Genomic DNA, 19,433 nt, shown 5'->3' with positions numbered 1-19,433 from the left:
TTTTTATCTCTATCTTTGCGAGAGAATAACAAATGGTTTTATGGCTGAACTTCGGGATGAAATAGTAAAGAAGTCGTTTCTCCAGTTTTTGAACCGGGGGTATAAAGCCACGTCTTTGAAGGATTTGGAACAGGCTACGGGGTTGACGAAGGGGGCGTTCTATTATTATTTTAAGGATAAGCAGGAGATACTGGAAGCGGGTATCGAGCGTTATTTCAGTGTGATGCGGGAAGAGACGGACGAGGATGTGGAGCGGGTGGCGTCGTTGCGGGAGTATATCGATCTGGTGATCCGGAACAAGGAGGAAGGAGCCGATTTGTCGCAGAAATTATTCGGGTGTTTTGTTTTGGAAGTGTTGTTTTTCCAGCTGGTGTTGGAGGTGGCACCGTTGTTTCCCGATTTCAGGGAACGGATTTACACGTTGTCGAAGATGCGGTTGACTCGTTGGGAACACGTGATTCTGAAGGCGAAGCAGAGCGGGGAGATACGGGAAACGTTGGATACCTCGGCGCTTGCCCGTAATCTGATATCGGTGTCGAGCAGTATGTTGAACATTGAGTTTGACGACCCGAATTTCCAGTACATTTTTTCCGATATGCGGATGCAGTTTGAACAGTATTATATGTTGATAAAGAAATGAGCGGAACAAGGGATACTATCATCGAGAAGTCGTTTTTGTTGTTCCTGAAAAAGGGATATAAGGCGGTTACGCTCACGGATTTGGAAAAAGCCGTGGGGATGACGAAAGGTACCTTTTATTATCATTTCCTGAACAAGGAGGAAGTGTTGAAGGAGGGCGTCACGAGGTATTACCGGATGTTGAATTGCCGGAGGGCGGAGGAGATCAGCCGGGTACATTCCTTGCGGGAGTTTATCGACTTGACGATTCATAATTTGATGGAGATCGAGAATTACGGGGCGAAGCGGTTCGATAGTGATATTCCGGAGATTTTGTGCTTGTCGTTGATGGTGGAGGTGATCTCGCTTTATCCGGAGTTCAAGCAGATGGTGGGAAACACGAAGGCTTCGTGGATGTCGAAGTTGGAAGGGGTGATTTTGGAGGCGAAGAGAAATAAAGAGATTCGGGATGATGTGGATACGTCTATTTTGGCAAAGAATTTGCTGAATATTAGCATTGGGTTGATTAATTACGTGGTCATGCATCAAGATATTGCTTACGCTTTATCTTCCGTGCGTTACCAGTACGAGCAACTTTATTCGCTCGTGAAAGTGCACTAAGATTTGTATAGAGAAACATACCGAAAAGTATAAAAATAGAGAGGATTGAAAAAGGAAAATAAAAACGATAAGGTAATGAAAATGTTTACAGTATGTAAATCGGGAATAGGTTGGAGTGTTGTTTTTCTGTGTTTTACGTTGTCCGTGAATGCACAAAAAGCGTTGAGCCTGGAGGATTGCCGACGTTTGGCGATAGAGAATAACAAGAAACTGAAAATTGCAGACGAGGAGGTGAAGGCAAGCGAGGCTCAAAAAGCCGAGGCGTTCACGAAGTATTTGCCGGGTATTGATGCTATGGGGGTGTACTTGCGTAATCAAAAAGAAATTAATCTTTTGTCGGAGAATGCGTATTTGCCCGTGGGATCTTTTGGAGCGGATGGAAAGTTTACACCAGATTTGAAAGTTGGAACGGATGGAAAGCCTCTTGTTGTAAATGGTCAATATGTTCCGGATAAAGTTGCCCTTCTGCCGAAGGAGGCGATGACGGTGGATGCCAGGAATGTCGGGGTGGTGCAGGTGGGGTTGACGCAACCGGTGTACATGGGGGGAAAGATTCGTGCCTATAATCAGATAGCCGGGTTGTCGGAGCAGTTGGCAAAGAGCAAGCGCTCGGGGGAAGTGCAGAACGTGATCCTCGCAACGGACGAGGCTTACTGGCAGATTGTTTCATTGGTGAACCGGAAGAAGTTGGCGGACAAGTATGTGGAGACGTTGCAGAAGTTCGTGAAGGACGTGGAGTTGATGCACACGACGGGAGTGGCGACGAAGGCGGACGTGCTTTCCGTGCGGGTGAAGTTGAACGAGGGGGAGATGGTGCAGACGAAGGTGGACAACGGGTTGAGTTTGTCCCGGATGTTGCTGAACCAGATTTGCGGGTTGCCGACGGATACGATTGTGACGTTGAAGGAAGAAATGACCGACACGGAGGTGGAGGAGGTGCCCGAGGAGACGCTTGACCAAGTGTATAGCCGTCGCCCGGAGGTGGCGAGCCTGCAACTGGCTGCGGATATATACAAGAAAAAGGAAAAGTTGGCTTTGTCCGAGTATTTGCCTACCGTGGCATTGACGGCTAATTATATGAGTATGACGCCCTCTTTCTTTGATGGGATCAGTACCAAGTTCGAGGGGATGTGGAGCGTGGGCGTGGGGATAAAAGCCCCGGTTTTCCACTGGGGGGCTTCCCGCAAGAGCCTGCGGAACGCGAAGGCTCAGACGAATGCCATGAATTACAGGTTGGAGGAGGCGAAGGAGCAGATCGAGTTGCAGGTGCATCAAGCGGAGTTTAAGATGAAAGAGGTGGCGAAGAAGCTGGCGATGGCGGAGAAGAATTTGGAACGTGCGGAGGAGAACTTGAAGTTTGCCGATCTAGGTTTTCGGGAGGGGACGATTCCCGTGTTGAACGTGCTGGAAGCACAGACAGCTTGGTTGTCGGCAAATTCGGAATTGATAGACACGCGGATCGAGGCGAGGTTGTGTAAGGTTTATCTGGAAAAAGCATATGGAATTTTAGATTTGTGATTTAGTGATTTTAGATTGAGAAATTCGGAGATTGGATGATTGATGGTATAGTGATTATTATATAAAAAGGTTATGAAAGAGGAAAAGAAGGTTAGCGGAAAGGTATTGATGTTTACGGGGATTGTCGTCATCGTATTTTTGGTGGCTGTTTTTGGATTTATATTTTGGGAGCCGGTGCCGGAGGTGATACAAGGGGAAGCGGAGGCTACGGAAGTGCGGATTTCCGGTAAGGTGCCGGGAAGAATAGAGAAGTTCCTCGTGAACGAGGGGGATCGGGTGAAGAGAGGCGACACGGTTGCCATTTTGGACAGCCCGGAAGTGATGGCGAAGTATAATCAGGCTCAGGCGGCGGAAGAGGCGGCTCAGGCTCTAAGTAATAAGGCTCAGAAGGGTGCGCGGGAGGAACAGAAGACGATGGCTTTCCAGACGTGGAAAAAAGCTCAGGCGGCACTTGATGTTGCCAAGAAATCGTACGAGCGGGTGCAGAAGTTGTACGAGGGCGAGGTGATGTCCGCGCAGAAGCGGGATGAGGCTGAGGCAAATTATAAAGCGATGCTGGCGACCGAGCAGGCGGCAAAAGCCCAGTACGAAATGGCTCGTAACGGGGCGGAGAAAGAGGACAAAGAGGCTGCCGAGGCTCAAGTGAGCCGGGCTAAAGGGGCGGTGGAAGAAGTGAGTTCTTATATCAAGGAAACTTTTTTGATCTCGCCGATAGACGGGGAGATTTCGGAACGTTACCCGAAGGTGGGCGAGTTGGTTGGGACGGGTTCCCCGGTGATGAATGTGCTGGACTTGGAGGATATGTGGGTTGTGTTTAACGTGAGGGAGGATTTGTTGGGAGATTTGAAGATGGGGACGGAGTTCAAGGGGTATATCCCGGCATTGGGGAATAAGGAGGTATCCTTGAAGGTGACTTACCTGAAGAATATGGGTACTTATGCCGCTTGGAGGGCGACGAAGACGACCGGACAATATGACGTGAAGACTTTCGAGGTGAAGGCGGTGCCGATGGAGAAGGTGGAAGGGCTAAGACCGGGGATGAGTGTTCTGAAGAAAATTTAAAATTAATATATGCGTGAAAATATAAAAGCGGTGGGGGCGCTGATGAAGCGGGAGATTCGGATGCTGGCGGGGCGGCGGATTTACTGGTTCGTGATGGTATTTGCCCCGCTGTTCTGTTTCTTGTTTTTCATGGATTTGTTGAAAGATGGGCTGCCGAAGAAGTTGCCCGTGGCGGTGGTGGACGAGGATAACACGACGACTTCCCGTTCGCTGGTACGTTCGTTGAATGCCTTTGCCCAAACGGATGTGGTGATGCGGACGGCGAATTTCAGCGAGGCGAGGGAGGCTTTGCAGCGGGGTGAGGTGTATGGGATATTTTATATTCCGGCAGATTTTCGGAGGGATGCCTCGACGGGGAGTGAACCCGTGCTGTCGTTCTACACGAATGATACTTATTTTTTAGCGGGGTCGTTGTTATACAAGGATATGCGTATGCAGGCGAATTTGGCGAACGGGGCGGTGCAGCAGACATTGCTGTTGGCGAGGGGGGAGAACCAACCCGTGTTGGCGGCGAAGCTGATGCCGGTGGTGTTGGATACTCACCCGTTGAATAACCCGTGGTTGAGTTACTCTATTTATCTGGCGAATTTTTTGTTACCCGCTTTCTTGTGTATGTTCGTGATGTTCACCACGGTGTACAGTATCAGCGATGAGATCAAGCGGAAGACTTCGAAGGAATGGTTGCGTGTCGGCAATAATTCTATTGTTGTGGCATTATTGGGAAAATTGGCTCCGCAGGCGATTGTTTTCACTGCGATGGGAATGTTGTACCTTTCCTTGCTTTACGGGTACGCGCATTTCCCGTTGAATAGTGGTTTCTTCCCGATGTTCTTGGCGATGGTGCTGATGATCCTTTCTTCGCAGTGTTTTGCGTTGTTCGTGACGGGAATTAGCCGGCGAAGTAGGATCGCATTGAGTGTATGTGCTTTGTGGGGAGTGTTGTCGTTTTCGATTTGCGGTTTCACGTATCCGGTGCGCTCGATGCCGGAGTTGGCACAGATTGCCTCGAACCTGTTCCAGATGCGTCATTATTTTTTGATATACGTGGATCAGGCGTTGAATGGTATCCCGCTGATTTATTCGTGGTTGAATTATGCGGCATTGATCGTTTTCCTGTTTTTGCCTCTGTTTATTTTGCCGAAGCTGAAGCAGGATTTGTTGGAGTTTAAATATTTGCCGTAAACCGCTTGCGGTTTACGGGTTGCAGGTTTCAAGTTGAATTTGTCTGCGGCAAGTTGCAGGTTGGAATTTAAAATCTAAAATGAGATGATGTTTTTTTGGACTGACATATATTACGTTTTCAAGCGGGAGTTTTATTCGGTATTCCGGGATCATGCCGTGTTGACTTTCTTTTTGGCGTTGACGTTGGCTTATCCGGTCGTGTACACGTTTATTTACAGCAACGAGGTGGCACATGAGGTGCCGGTTGCCGTGGTCGATCACTCCCAATCGTCGGCGAGCCGAGAGTTTGTACGGAACTGGGATGCGACGGCGAGCGTGGATGTGGTAGCCCGTTGTGCGGATATGGAGGAGGCGAAGATGCTGATGTACAAGAAGGATATTTACGGGATTCTGGAGATCCCGGAGAATTTTAGCCGAAATATTGCTCTGGGGGAGCAGGCGCACGTGTCGTTGTTCTGTGATATGGGTGCATTGCTGAATTACAAGGCTTTGCTGATGGCGGGAACGGACGTGGCGTTGCAGATGAGTAAAGATATACAGATTCGGGGTATGGAGTATGCCACGAAGATCACGGAGGAAATTAAGGCGTCGCCCGTGAAGATTCAAGACGTGAAAATGTTTAACCCGCAGGGTGGTTTTACTTCTTTTCTTATCCCGGCGGTATTGATTCTGGTGATTCAGCAGTCGTTGTTGTTGGGCGTGGGGACGATAGCCGGAACCGAACGGGATAGGCGGCGCAAGGGAAGCCGGTTACCCGTGGGGTGTCATTTCTGTCGCCCGGCACGGGTGGTGTTGGGTAAGGCGTTCGCTTATCTGCCTATTTATTTTGTGATGGGGTATTGGGTATTCTTTATCGTGCCCCGGTTGTTCGGGATGACGCAGATCGGGGAGCGGGGGGAGTTGATGCTGTTTTTGTTCCCGTTTTTGCTGGCGTGTGCGTTTTTCGCGATAGCGATGTCGTTCTTGAGCCGGGAGCGGGAGATGCCGTTTTTGATATTCGTGTTCACGTCGGTACCGTTGATGTTTATATCGGGAATATCGTGGCCGAAGTCGGCTATTCCCGAGTATTGGGTGTGGTTCAGCAAGTTGTTCCCCTCGTCGTACGGGATTGATGGTTTCGTGAAGATGAATAACACGGGAGCCACGTTGTCGGAGGTGTTGCCGGAGTTTTGGGGATTGTGGATTTTAGCGCTGGTATATTTCATTGTGGCATGTTTGTTGTATAAAATAGAGTATAGAAAGCTGAAAAATAAAAAAGATTTAGTAATTTCGTAACATGGACTAAAGAAGACTGAATCTGAATATTTAAATGAAAAGATGATGAAAGGTGTAGTGCTTCCTTTACTAGGAATAGTTATGTTATTGTGTGCTTGCGGGAGTAATAAATCCGGACAAGAGCGTACGAGGGCGACGGTGAAAGCTGATACGGTAAAAGATTATCAGGGAGAGTTGTCTATTATTTACCCCGGCAAGGTGAAGGCGGCTTCGGAGGTGAAGTTGGCTTTCCGGGTGGCGGGACCGATCAAGGAGGTGCTGCCGGAAGTGGGGGCTTTCGTGAAGAAAGGTCAGTTGTTGGCTCGGATAGACCCGAGGGATTACGAGATACAGTTGTCGGCGACAGAGGCGGAGTACAAGCAGGTGAAAGAGGAAGCCGGACGGGTGATCGAGTTGTATCGGCGGGGAAGCGTTCCGGTGAATGACTACGATAAGGCGGTGTCGGGAATTAATCAGATTACGGCGAAGTATAACGCGCATAAAAATGCGTTGGAGGATACGCGGTTGACGGCTCCTTTTGACGGGTACGTGCAGAATAAATATTACGATGCGCATGAAACGGTGGCAGCAGGTTATCCGGTGGTATCGATGATTAACAGTCATTATTTTGACGTGGAGATTGATATTCCGTCGAGTGATTTCGTGCGGCAGGATCAGTTTAAGGAGTTTTCCTGTACGATAGACGTGTTTCCGGGGAAAGTGTTCCCGCTGGAATTGATAGAGATTACACGGAAGGCGAATCTGAATCAGTTGTACCGGATGCGGTTGCGTTTAAGACCGGTGGAGGGATTGGATATAGCGGCGGGAATGAGTGTGAACGTGACGATAGATTATAATCCTAACATGGATGCCTTGGTGGTTATGCCGCTGTCGGCTATTTTCGAGGATAACGGGCAGGCTTCCGTGTGGGTGTACAATCCGGAGAGACGGGTAGTGGGAAAACGTCCCGTGCATCTGAATAAATTGTTGAGGACGGGAGAGGTGATTGTTTCCGAGGGACTGGCTCCCGGGGAGATTGTGGTGTCGGCGGGTGTGCATAGCTTGAAGGAGGGGATGGAAGTCGAGTTGTTGAAGCCGGTATCGAAGACGAACGTGGGAGGGTTGTTATGAATCTCGCGGAATATGCTTTGAATAATAAGGCACTGGTGAAGTTTTTCATCGCAGTGCTGGTGATCGGGGGTGTTTTTGCTTTCATTTCGATGAGTAAGTTGGAAGACCCGGAAATCAAGGTAAAACAGGCTATGGTGGTGACTGTCTACCCGGGAGCTTCCGCCCATCAAGTGGAGCTGGAAGTGACAGACGTGTTGGAGAAGTCGATCCGTTCGATGGGGGCTATCGGTAGCATCGAGTCGAAGTCGATGGCGGATTTGTCTATGATTACGGTGGAGTTGGAGAGTACGGTGGGACCGGATGAGTTGGAACAGAAATGGGATATTTTGCGGCGTAAGGTGACGAATGCGCAAGCGCAGTTGCCGGACGGGGTGCGTGCTTCCGTGGTGATGGATGATTTCGGGGATGTGTATGGGATGTTTTATGCGATAACGACGGATGGTATCGGTGACGAGGAATTATTGGATTATGCCCAATTGGTGAAGCGGGAATTGCAGGAGGTGGAAGGTGTACGGCGGGTGGAGATATACGGGAATAGGACGGCGTGTATCAATATAGAGGTGTTGCAGGATAAAATGGCAAACCTGGGGGTACACCCGATGGAGATATTGTCCACGTTGAATAGCCAGAACAAGACGGTGTATCCCGGTTATTTTAATAGCGGCGACCAGCGTTTGCGGGTAGCGATCAATGATAGCTATCAGTCTGTCGAGGATATAAGGAATCTGATTATACAGGGACACGAGAACGATCAATTACGCTTGCGGGATATTGCCAGCGTGACGGAAGGATACGAGGAACCTTCCCGCAACGAGATGCGCTATGACGGGAAGCGGGCTTTCGGGCTTGCCGTGTCGATGGAGAAGGGGGGAAATATCGTGAGCCTCGGCAAGAAGGTCGATGAGGAGTTGCAGCAATTGAAAGAATCTCGGATTCCGACGGGGGTGGAGTTTCACAAGGTGTTTTTCCAACCGGACAGGGTAAATGACGCGATCGGGGTGTTTATGGTGAATTTGATAGAATCGGTGATTATCGTGATTCTGGTGTTGATGCTGACGATGGGATTCCGTAGCGGAGTGATTATCGGCACGGGGCTGGTGATTATCGTGTTGGGGTCTTTCGTGGTGCTCTACTTGTTTGACGGTACGTTGCAACGGGTTTCGTTAGGGTCTTTGATCGTGGCGATGGGGATGCTGGTGGATAATGCTATCGTGATTGTCGACGGGATTCTTGTTGATTTGGAACGAGGGGTGAAGCGTCCGGCGGCGCTGACGAATATAGCGAAAAAGACGGCAATGCCTTTGTTGGGAGCCACGGTGATCGCGATACTGGCGTTTTTCCCGATATTTATTTCCCCGGATACGACAGGGGAATACGTGCGGGATTTGTTTATCGTGTTGGCGGTGTCGTTGTTGTTGAGCTGGGTATTGGCGTTGACGCATATACCGATCCATGCGGATCACTCGTTGAAGGTGAAACGGAAGAAGGAGGGCGAGAATTTGTATGACAGTAAGATTTACCGTCTGTTCCGGCAATTCCTTACTTTTATGCTTTGGCACAAGTCGATGGCAATCGGGGTGGTCGTGATATTATTGGCGGTAACGGCTTTTCTGTACCGGTATATTCCGCAGGGGTTCTTCCCGGATTTAAGTTACACGCAGTTGTATATAGAATTCAAGATGCCCGAGGGCACGAGAGTGGAACGGGTGGAATCCGATCTAGCGGAGATTGAGGAATATCTGATGGAGCGTCCGGAAATTACACACGTGACGACGAGTATAGGGGGAACGCCTGCCCGTTATAATCTGGTACGGTCGATTGCCGAACCGTCGATGAGTTACGGGGAGTTGATTGTGGATTACACGACCCCGGAGGCGTTGAAGGAAACGATGGACGAGCTTCAGGATTATCTGACGGCAAACTATCCGGATGCTTACGTGCGGATGAAGCGTTATAACTTGATGTACAAGAAGTATCCTATCGAGTTGATGTTCACGGGACCCGATCCGGCGGTGTTGAAAGACTTGACGGAACAGGCGGAACAGATCATGCGGGATGAGTCCGCCGTGATGCTGGTGACGAATGACTGGGAACCGATGACGCCGACGTTGATGGTGAATTATTACCAGCCTATTGCCCGGGCGATCGGTTTGTCCCGTTCGGACGTGGGATTGTCGATGCTTTCTGCCACGGACGGGATGCCTCTCGGTTCGTATTACGAGGGGGTACACGCGAAACCGATTTATTTGAAGAGTTTGGATAGTAAGGGCGAGCAAGTGGAAGCCCTGGATAATATACCCGTGTGGAGTATGTTGCCGTCGACGGCTGCCTTGAACGAGGAAACGTTGAAAGGTCTGTTGATGGGAACCACGTCTGGCGAGGATTTGTTGTCACAAACTATCGGGTCGATCCCGTTGAACCAAGCGACACGGGGCATCACGATGAAGTGGGAAGACCCGGTAGTGCGTCGTTATAACGGGCAGCGTGCGATGAGGGCACAATGTAACAATGCTCCGGGATACACGGCGGAGAGTGCCCGGTCGTTGTTGCTGCCGAAGATCAATGAGATCGTTTTGCCGGAGGGATATGCTATGCAGTGGCTGGGAGAACATAAAGCGAGCGGGGATTCCATGCGTTATTTATTTGCCAATATTCCGTTGGCGGTGATCTTGATGATAGCGATACTGATTATGTTGTTCAAGGATTTTAAGAAGCCGATTATTATATTCTGTTGTTTGCCTTTGGCGGCAATCGGAATTGTGTTGGGGATGTTGATTAGTGGGAAAGAATTTGGCTTCGTGGCGATTGTCGGTGCCTTGGGGTTAATCGGCATGATGATAAAGAACGGGGTGGTGTTGTTGGACGAGATCGGTTTGCAGATCGCTTCCGGCAAGAGCCAGACGGAGGCTTTACTCGATTCGTCGTCTTCGCGTTTCCGCCCGGTGATGATGGCATCGTTGACAACGATTTTGGGTATGTTGCCGTTGCTGGGAGATGATATGTTCGGATCGATGGCGGTCACGATCATGAGCGGTTTGCTGGTCGGGACGGTAATCACGCTGGTGTTTATTCCCGTGTTGTATGCGGTATTTTTTAAGGAGAAAAAAGTAATAGGTAAAGAGTCATGAAATATATACTGGTTATATTATTGTCGTGTGCTTGCACTTCACTTTTCGGGCAGGTACAGCTGAATTTGGAGAAGTGCAGGGAAATGGCGCTGGAAAGCAGCAAGAAGATGGCAATTGCCGCGAAGCAAGGAGAGAAGGCGGAAGCGGACTGGAAGTCGTATCGGGCGAATTTCTTGCCTAAAATATCGGCGACGGGGTTGTACGCGTATATGCAGAAGAAGACTTCGTTCACGATAGACGGGGGATATTTGCCGACTTTCGTACCCCAATTGGACGGGACGTTGAAACCGAATTTGCTATTGAATCCGTTGACGAAAGAACCTTTGATCGGACCGGATGGGAACCCGATATTTAATCAGTATGCTTTTATGCCGGACATTGATTTGGAGTTAGGATTGCGGGGGGCGTATTCGGCGGGATTGATGTTGGAGCAGCCTATTTACATGGGTGGAAAGGTGCGTTCCGCTTACCGGATGGCATCTATCGGCAAGGAGATGGCGGAGATTAACGAGGAATACAGCCGTGCCGAAGTGATTATCGAGGCGGACGAGGCGTATTGGCAGTATCTGCGAGTGGTGGAGCTGGTTGCTTCTGCCGGGAAATATAAGGCGGTTGTATCCGAATTGGTGCGTAATTTGACGGATGCTTTTGAAACGGGAATGGCTTCCCGCAATGATTTGTTGAAGGCGCAGGTACGTCTGAACGAGGCGGAGTTGATGTTACAAAAGGCAGAGAACGGAAGGGCATTGGCAAGTATGAATCTTTGCCGGGTGATCGGCATAGACCTTCATGCAGCGGTCATGGTAAGCGATTCTTTGCAGGAAAACGTGACTCCCGGTATATTGGATAATAGCGGGGGATTGGAACGGCGTCCCGAGTATAACTTGTTGGAGAAAGAGGTGGAATTGAAGGGTAGGGAAGTGGCACTGACTCGTTCGGACTTTTTGCCGGAGTTAGGGGTTTCTGCATCGTACGGTTTTCATGGCGGTATTTCTTTGAACGGGAAGTCCACGGATGTTTCTTCTTTCACGGCAATGGCATCGTTGAAGATACCTTTGTACAATTGGGGTGAAGGTCGGGGTAAGATCAAGGCTATGAAGGCTGAACAGGAGATGAGCCGATTGAAGATGGAGGAAATGACCCAACTGATGTTGCTCGAAATAGCCCGTGCCCGTTATAATATCGAGGATGCCTGTACCCGGGTAACTTTGACCCGTAAGTCGTTGTGCCAGGCGGAAGAAAACTTGACCGTGAGCAAGAACCAGTATGAGGTGGGCATGGAAACGATCACGAACTATTTGGAAGCCCAAGCCCAATGGCAAAAGGCGTGGAGCGATTGGATCGATGCCAAAGCGGAGTTGCGTTTGAGCGAAACGAAGTATCTGAAGGCGACGGGCAGATTGTAACTGAGGGGTGTCAAAAGTCTATTTTCTTCTAAAATTCCTCCGTCAGCTATGCTGCCTCCTCCTCTATAAACAGAGGAGGAGCTGGTGGTCCTTGCCAAAGATAGTAAGTATTTCAGCTCTTCCCCTGTTTTCACCGGGATGTTTGCGAGTATCACTAATCTTACATCTTGAAGTATTAATAGAATTATTTTTTGCATTTGGTTGGTTTTATTCGTAATATTGCAAAGATGGACGTGTGTTGTTGAATACTCGAAATCTTTTAAATCGTCGCCATATGGATATTCATAATCTGAAGGTTATTGCTACTAACCATTCGAGGTTGTTGTTGCGTAGCTGGTTGTTTCGTTTGTTCTTTTTGTTTTTATTTGGTATAGTGTTCTTTTTTCAAGCGATAGAACAAGGTAATCTATTTCAGGAGCAGACGAGGGGATTGACGATGTTGCCTTCCTTTTTTCCATACGTGAATGCTTATTTGTTCACGGTTTTGCAGACTATTCCGTTGATCTTTTTGGCGGGGATGTTTTTGGTGAAGAAGAAAAACATGGATACGATGGATGCCGTTTATTCTCGTCCGGAAAGTAATGCCGAATACGTGTGGGGAATGTTCTGGGGTTTCTTCAACGTGTTTGTTGTGATGGCGGTTTGTTCTTTGTGTTTGGGGTTGTTGCTGCATCTTTTTGCTTCCCGGAATCCGTTGGAGGTATGGATATATTTATTCTATCTGGTCACGATGATTGTGCCGGCGTTGGTTTTTATGTTGGGGCTTTCTTTTTTTATTCATGTCAGGGTACGTAGTCAGGGTATAGGAGTGATAATTCTTTTGGGAATTGTTGTTCTGTTAGTCTGGGGTGGACGAGGACTTTTAGACCCATTGGGGTTACGTTTGCCGAACGTGTTTTCCTCTGTCACGGGACACCCGAATCTTGGTGCTTATCTGTTGCAGCGGTTATGCTGGTTGTTTGTCGGGTTGGGATTGGTGGAATTGTCGGTATTGTGTTTTAAACGGCTTGTAAATTATCCGTTGAATCGGAAGAAGGTGGCAAGGCTTGCTGTCTGTTTTTTGTTACTGGGAGTCTTGGCGGGTGGAACTTTTTATTTCCGGCAGGTGGAGAAGAAGGTTTTACGGAACAAGTATATAGAAGTATATAACAAGTATGCCAAAGATCCGAAAGGTAGCGTGGTAGCGCATCAGATTGATTTCAAACAAGAGGGGAAACGTATTGTGGTAACAAGTGATCTCGTGATACAGAATAAAGGAACGGAATTGTTGGACGAGATAGTGGTTTATTTGAATCCTGCGTTGACGGTTCGTGTTGTTAAGGAAAAGGATACGGATTTGTTATTCGAGCGAGAGGAACAGGTGCTGAGGGTGAAGAGGGCGTTGGAACCGGGAAAGACCTTGGAGTTTCTCATCGAGTACGAGGGGAAGATCGACCCGGAAGTTTGCTATCTGGATGTCCCGGATGATATTCTATACAACGAGGATTTGAACGCCTATTCGATCTGTCGTTATGGGAAGCAATATGCATTTCTGGATGATCATTTCACGTTACTGGTGCCCGAGTGTTTGTGGTACCCGATGACTGTGCCTCCGGTGAATCCGGCGATGCCGTATGATATTCCGAAGGATTTTACAACCTATACGTTGCGGGTGTCCGGACGGGGTGATAGAGAGGTCGTTTCGCAGGGAGAACGATCGGCGGAAGGAGATAATGTTGTTTTTCGTCACAATCATCCGTTACATGGAATTTCGCTTTGCATGGGAGAATTTGAGAAACGGGCAATCGAGGTGGATTCTACTCGTTACGAACTCTATTTACTCAAGGGGCATGGTGCTTTATTGAATGGCTTGGAAGCGGTGCAGGATACGTTGCCGGTATTGATTCGGGATTGGCGGGAGGTTATGGAGTATAAATCCGGAAGGAAATACCCGTATTCCTATTTTTTGCTTGTCGAAACCCCGATCACTTTTGCAAGTTTCTACCGGAATAACCGGGGTGGAAGTGAGTTCGTGCAGCCCGGGATGGCTTTTCTGCCGGAGCGGGGAATGAGTGTTTTTCCAGACGTGGAGATTGTTAGAGATTATAAGCATTACCCGAGAGATTCCAAAATGTACATGGAGGAGAGATCTGAGAAAGAGAGATGCGCTGGTCTGTTGGAAAGTTGCATTGTCCTATTATTTGAAGATGAAGAGCGATTCCCGCGTGGATTTGATGTTTTGGAGAGGTTTGTTGTTTATAATTTCGGTGGTTCAAATTACAGGAATTTCTATTATCGGGACAAGAACCCGTATAATGTGTATCCCATGTTTTTAAATTATACGATTTCTTTCCAGTCAGATCAATTTCCGGTGATGGAGGTCGTGTTGATAGATTTGCTAAAGGGCTTTGAATCTTTGGATAGGCGTAACGAGGATATTTTGGAATATCTGAAAACACATAGTCTGGAAAGTGCCGTTCAAAATGCCAGGTTGACACCTTATTTTGTAGATCGGTTGTTGAAGGCGAAGTCTGATGAATTGCAAAAGCGAATGGCAGTGGATGGGGGCAGGCAGGAAGATGCGATAACTTTCTTGAAAGAATATCTAGCTCAGAATACATTTCGACGGGTTCGATTTTGTGATTTTGATACTTGTTTTAGTCGACAAGTAGGAGGCGGATGGTCACATCTTCTCGCGGATTGGTATTCGGTGGATCATTTGCCGGCTTTTTGGGTGAAGGATTTTGAAGTGGCGAATGTGGGAAAAGAGCCTAAGGAAATGACGATGGAGGAGTTTATGGAACGGGTTGAACTGATGAAACAGGGTGAGCAGGTTATACTTCCTGGTTATGGAGGGCGGGTGCACGTTCGGGCAACGGTTTATAATGATAGTGATGTGGATGGAGTTGTGTCAATCCGGACTGGAAAGGCTTCTTTCGATTTAGAAACGAAAAAAAGAGTGGATAGAATAAGAAGGAACACGAAGATAAGTAACTATCTGGTGAAAGCAAGGAGAGGGGTGGAGATCTCTTTCACGAGTGATGATATAGCGAATATGACAATATTGGATATGGATCTTTCACCTTTTCTTCCGCGAGAAATTCCTTTTCGAACGAGGCATGGCGAAAACGATCGCTACACGTTGGATACGGTTCAATTCACGAGAGAACTTGATCGTTCCTATTTTCTGCCGGCTCCCGGAGAAATTATTATAGATAATGAGGATGAAGGCTTCCGTCTGAATGCGCCGGAGAAGAAAGGTTCATTTTTACGTCGTCTTTTTAATAAAGAACCCGAGAGAAAAATGGTCAGTTTTATGATTGAAGCCGACAAGGGTGAGAAAGTTACTCCCGGATGTGCTATACAGGAGTGGGCTTACGGGTTACCTTTACGTAGTTTCGTGTATATGGAACAGGGAGGGAAGGCAAGTATGGAATGGAAAACATCTATTGAACAATCGGGAGAATATGACTTGTACGCCTATTTGCCGGAAGCATTGGATGTAGCCCGGCGGGAAAAAACGAAAAGGGGCGGGATGGCATTGAGTGGTGCGATAAATGTTACGGTATCTTCTGTCGAGTTGAATAATAGACCGGAGATAAAACAATATTACACGATTTATAATGATGGAACGGGGCAGGAAGTTGTCGGGACGATAACGAATCCCCGCGGATGGATTTTGTTGGGACGTTTTCGGCTTGTTGCCGGGGAATGTAGAGTAGTATTGGATGACCGGGGTGAACCGGAACAGATTCTTTTGGGTGATGCTATCAAATGGGTGCGGGTGAAGGATAAATAATATGATATTTTGATTGTGCGGGGATCTCTTTTGTAAGGAGATTCCCGGAGTTTTTGAATGGATAGGGTGTCGTGATTGACGAAGAAAGGTGCTCTCTTTCTTGTAATTATATTTTATTCTTCTTATCATTGTGAAAATGTGTGCGATACTTCTTACTAAATAGAAACTCTTAAATGCTGTTGTGATGAATCTTCATAATTTGAAAACAGTAGCCACTTACAACGCAAGATTATTATTACGTAGTTGGTTATTCCGTATCTTTTTCTTATTGACATTTTGTTGTATTGTCCTGTATCAGATATTTATTCAGTCGAATCTCTATCTGGCGCAGAATAGCGGGTTAATCACGCTATCGTCGTTTTTCCCGTACATGAATGCCTATTTGTTTGCGGGGTTACAAGTGATTCCTTTAATATTTCTCGCGGGAATGTTTCTGACGAGGGAAAGGAGGGTAGACTCGATGGATGCGATTTATTATCGTCCGGAGAGCAATGCCGAATATATACTGGGAATGGCTGGTGGTTTCGCGGGGGTGTTTATCATCATGGCGGTTGTTTCTTTATTCCTTAGTTTCTTGCTGCACTTGTTTGCGAGTGACTCTCCGCTGAATATCGGGATTTATTTGTTCTATCTGGTCACGTTGATCATTCCGGCATTGATCTTTATGCTTGGTTATTCTTTCTTTATCCATACTTGGGTGCGTAATCAGGCGTTGAGTATCTTGATATTATTGGTTTCCGTCGGTTTTATTATCTTTTATGTCGGGGATGCGGCACAAGGAGTGTTCGATCTTTTCGGGCATAGTTTGCCGAATGCATTCTCCGGGGTAACGGGGCATCCCGATATGATGGGGTATCTTTTGCAACGATTCAGTTGGCTGCTTGTCGGTTTGGGTTTCCTGGGATTCTCGGTGGTTTTATTTAAGCGGCTTTCCAATCGTCCGGTGAACCGAATGCGTGTGATGGGTATTTCTGTTGTTTGTATGGTTGCGGGAGTTTTGGCGGGAGGCATTGTTTATTCTTTCCACGGCAAGGAAGTTTCCATGAGAAAGGTCTACGCGGAAACTTACAACAAATACAATGATGTACCGAAAGCGAGCGTAATTAAACACGATATAAGTTTTGAACAGCAAGGCGATAATATGAGTGCAAAGAGTACTCTCGTGCTTCGGAATCGGACTCGGGAAACATTGCCCGAGATTATCCTTTACTTGAACCCGGCGTTGGAAGTTCTCGCGATCAAAGGGGAGGTGGAGTTGCCTTTCGAGCGAGAGCGGCAAGTGGTCCGAGTTCAGCGGGAATTGCAACCAGACCAAGAAATCATCTTGGAGATGGAGTACCGGGGAGGGATAGACGAACGGCTGTGTTACTTGGACGTCCCGGATGAAATGGTGTTCGGGCAGGAGGAGAATGCTTACCTGAAATGTCGATACGGGAAAAAGTTTATGTTCCTGACCAACAATTATACTTTTCTGACGCCGGAGTGCCTGTGGTACCCGATGGCTTTACCTCCCGTGAATCCGGCTCATTCTTATGATATATCTTCCGATTTCACGTTCTACTCGTTGCGTGTGCTGAACCCGGGAGAGAGGATGGTGATCGCTCAGGGGGAGCAAGAAATAACGCATGACGGGCTTTGTTTCACGAATGCTCTTCCTTTACATGGACTTTCTCTTTGTATTGGGGATTATAAAAAGAGAGGAATAACAGTGGATTCCGTGCGCTACGAGCTTTATCTTTTTAAAGGACATGACGATATTTTGAGAGGCTTGGAAGAGTTGTCGGATTCGATACCTGCCTTGATTCGGGAAATACGGGGAGGAGTAGAGGAAAGAATGTTCCATACCTATCCGTATACTAGCTTCAAGGTCGTGGAAACTCCTATCACGTTAGCCAGTTTCTTCCGTCAAGAGAAAGGGGCGAGCGAGTTTGTTCAGCCCGAGATGGTCTTTTTGCCAGAGCGGGGAATAGGGGTTTGGTCTGATTATAAAGTAACGTTTGCGACGCACATGAAAATGATGGCTCAATATAGTAGCGGTATGGATATTTCTGTAACGGAAAGGCTGCATATGAGCGTGTTTAGCAGTGTAATTTCTTTACTGACAAATGCCACGACCTCGAAATTTAATCGTAGCCAGTTCCTTATGCGTTGGTTCGGACCTTCCGCTATCAAGAATGTGGCGGGAGAGGGATACTCGACCCGTAATAGTTTGTATTATGCGGCTCCTTTGTTTTATGATTATTCCCTTCGTTTCCGGTCGGATGATAACCCGGTGATTAATGCGGTGTTGTTGAATGTACTAAAAACCCGTGTGCGGAATTATTCCAGGATGCTAGTAACCGAGCGTGTTCAGAATTACCTGGCTTCCCATAGTCTTGAAGAGGCTTTTTATGATCGGGAGTTAGACCCTGTCGTGTTTCATCATATATTGGGGATGAAAACCGGGGAATTAGTCCGGTGGTTGAGTCTGGACGACATCACGGAGGAACAAGTCATACAGTTTTTGAACGAATATGCTGCGGCTCATCGTTTTCAAGAGATTGATTTCAATTCGTTTGATGAGGCATTCATGCGAAGTATCGGTGTAAGCTGGAAAGATATTTTACCGTTTTGGTATACCAGCAAGCGTTTGCCGGAGTTTTTGATAAGAGAGTTTAAAGTGGATGTTGTGAAAATGGATAAAGAAAAGGAGCTGGGGCAAAGTCAATCCATATCTATTGGTGGAGGAGGGAGTGTATTTTTTGCCGGAAGAGGAAGTGAGGGTTCGCAAGTTCGTGTTTCTGTTTTTAACGATAGTGATGTCGACGGGATTATATCCATCGAGGCACGTGCTTTGAAGATGCCTCCCGGTGGTTTTAATATGAGTCCGCGGGGACAGCGGGCGAGTGAGTCTGTGGTTACTCGCAACTATCTGGTGAAGGCGAATAGCGGGAAAGAGATCGTGACTTTTTTTGACGAGGGCAGGGTTTCTTTGCATACAAACTTATCGGTGAATATCCCGCTGGGGTTGGATGCCAGAATACAGGGATCCGTCGATCAAAAACCGAATACTTACGTGAAAGATATTGATCGTTCCGATTTCTTTGCCGCGGAGAATGGAATTGTGGTAGACAACGAGGACGAGGGCTTTCGTATTGTACAGTCTTCTCCCAGAAAGCGCTTGCGTGATTGGTTCGGCAAGGAAAAGAAAAGCAAATATAACGTTCAAGGGTTCTCACTACAGTTGATGGACGGGGTGGAGGTATTGCCGGGCTATGTTCAAGGTGAATCTGCCTACGGGTTGTCCAAGCGTACCCATGCTTTCATGATGCAGGGTGGGGGTGCGAGCATGGAATGGGTGACGCCGATAGAACGGGAAGGAGAATATGACCTGTATGCTTATCTTCCGTTGAAGGTGAATACCTTTAAAGTGGATAAAGAACAATCGGGAAAAATGATGGGCAGTTTTACGATTATGAGCAGCTTTTCTACCGATATGAAAGGGGAAGAATTTAAACAATATTACACGTTGGTGAATGGTGGGGAGAAACAAGAGATTGTCGGGGAATGCGACGGAATGGTCGGTTGGACATTTTTGGGACGTTTCCGGCTTACCCCGGGAGAGTGCAAAGTGGTACTGACAGACCGGGGAGAACCCGATCAAGTGCTCTTGGGAGATGCCGTGCGGTGGGAATATGTTGCCAATAAATGATTTTATAGAAACTTTAACACGGGCTTTTGAGTATATATAGTCGA

The 19,433-nt window shown here is 47.6% G+C and carries 11 protein-coding genes; all 11 read left to right on the top strand.

Annotated features, from left to right (window positions below):
• Positions 1–40: 40 nt before the first annotated feature.
• The 11 genes from BN8899_RS07290 to BN8899_RS07240 all read left to right on the top strand — a co-directional run bounded on the left by BN8899_RS07290 (position 41) and on the right by BN8899_RS07240 (position 19,389).
• The gene (locus BN8899_RS07290) at positions 41–640 is read left to right on the top strand and encodes a TetR/AcrR family transcriptional regulator (protein WP_065218908.1); all 600 of its coding nucleotides are present in this window, start codon (positions 41–43) and stop codon (positions 638–640) included.
• The gene (locus BN8899_RS07285; protein WP_065218907.1) at positions 637–1,239 is read left to right on the top strand and encodes a TetR/AcrR family transcriptional regulator; all 603 of its coding nucleotides are present in this window, start codon (positions 637–639) and stop codon (positions 1,237–1,239) included. The genes BN8899_RS07290 and BN8899_RS07285 overlap by 4 nt, the downstream gene beginning before the upstream one ends.
• Before the next feature lie 75 nt (positions 1,240–1,314).
• The gene (locus tag BN8899_RS07280; protein WP_369800408.1) at positions 1,315–2,757 is read left to right on the top strand and encodes a TolC family protein; all 1,443 of its coding nucleotides are present in this window, start codon (positions 1,315–1,317) and stop codon (positions 2,755–2,757) included.
• A 72-nt stretch (positions 2,758–2,829) separates the two neighbouring features.
• Positions 2,830–3,819, top strand: coding sequence for an HlyD family secretion protein (locus BN8899_RS07275; protein WP_065218906.1), 990 nt, complete (start codon positions 2,830–2,832; stop codon positions 3,817–3,819).
• Between the two features lie 9 nt (positions 3,820–3,828).
• Positions 3,829–5,001 (top strand): ABC transporter permease, encoded by a 1,173-nt coding sequence (locus BN8899_RS07270; protein ID WP_018338936.1) that lies wholly within the window; start codon positions 3,829–3,831, stop codon positions 4,999–5,001.
• An 84-nt stretch (positions 5,002–5,085) separates the two neighbouring features.
• On the top strand, positions 5,086–6,276 hold the full coding sequence (locus BN8899_RS07265; RefSeq protein ID WP_065218905.1) for an ABC transporter permease: 1,191 nt from the start codon (positions 5,086–5,088) through the stop codon (positions 6,274–6,276).
• Between the two features lie 42 nt (positions 6,277–6,318).
• Positions 6,319–7,386, top strand: a complete 1,068-nt coding sequence (locus tag BN8899_RS07260; protein WP_082986950.1) for an efflux RND transporter periplasmic adaptor subunit — start codon at positions 6,319–6,321, stop codon at positions 7,384–7,386.
• The gene (locus tag BN8899_RS07255) at positions 7,383–10,514 is read left to right on the top strand and encodes an efflux RND transporter permease subunit (RefSeq protein WP_065218904.1); all 3,132 of its coding nucleotides are present in this window, start codon (positions 7,383–7,385) and stop codon (positions 10,512–10,514) included. Before BN8899_RS07260 ends, BN8899_RS07255 begins: the two co-directional genes overlap by 4 nt.
• Positions 10,511–11,920: a TolC family protein gene (locus BN8899_RS07250; protein ID WP_065218903.1), complete on the top strand. Its 1,410-nt coding sequence runs from the start codon at positions 10,511–10,513 to the stop codon at positions 11,918–11,920. Before BN8899_RS07255 ends, BN8899_RS07250 begins: the two co-directional genes overlap by 4 nt.
• A gap of 274 nt (positions 11,921–12,194) precedes the next feature.
• Entirely contained in the window at positions 12,195–15,698 is a 3,504-nt protein-coding gene (locus BN8899_RS07245; protein WP_065218902.1) for an ABC transporter permease/M1 family aminopeptidase, read from the top strand.
• Between the two features lie 184 nt (positions 15,699–15,882).
• Positions 15,883–19,389, top strand: coding sequence for an ABC transporter permease (locus BN8899_RS07240; RefSeq protein WP_065218901.1), 3,507 nt, complete (start codon positions 15,883–15,885; stop codon positions 19,387–19,389).
• The last annotated feature ends 44 nt before the right edge of the window (positions 19,390–19,433 follow it).

Source organism: Butyricimonas sp. Marseille-P2440, from assembly GCF_900091675.1.
Classification (GTDB): Bacteria; Bacteroidota; Bacteroidia; order Bacteroidales; family Marinifilaceae; genus Butyricimonas; species Butyricimonas synergistica.
The sequence above is the reverse complement of the archived record's forward strand: the minus strand, read 5'-3'. Positions and strand labels throughout refer to the sequence as shown.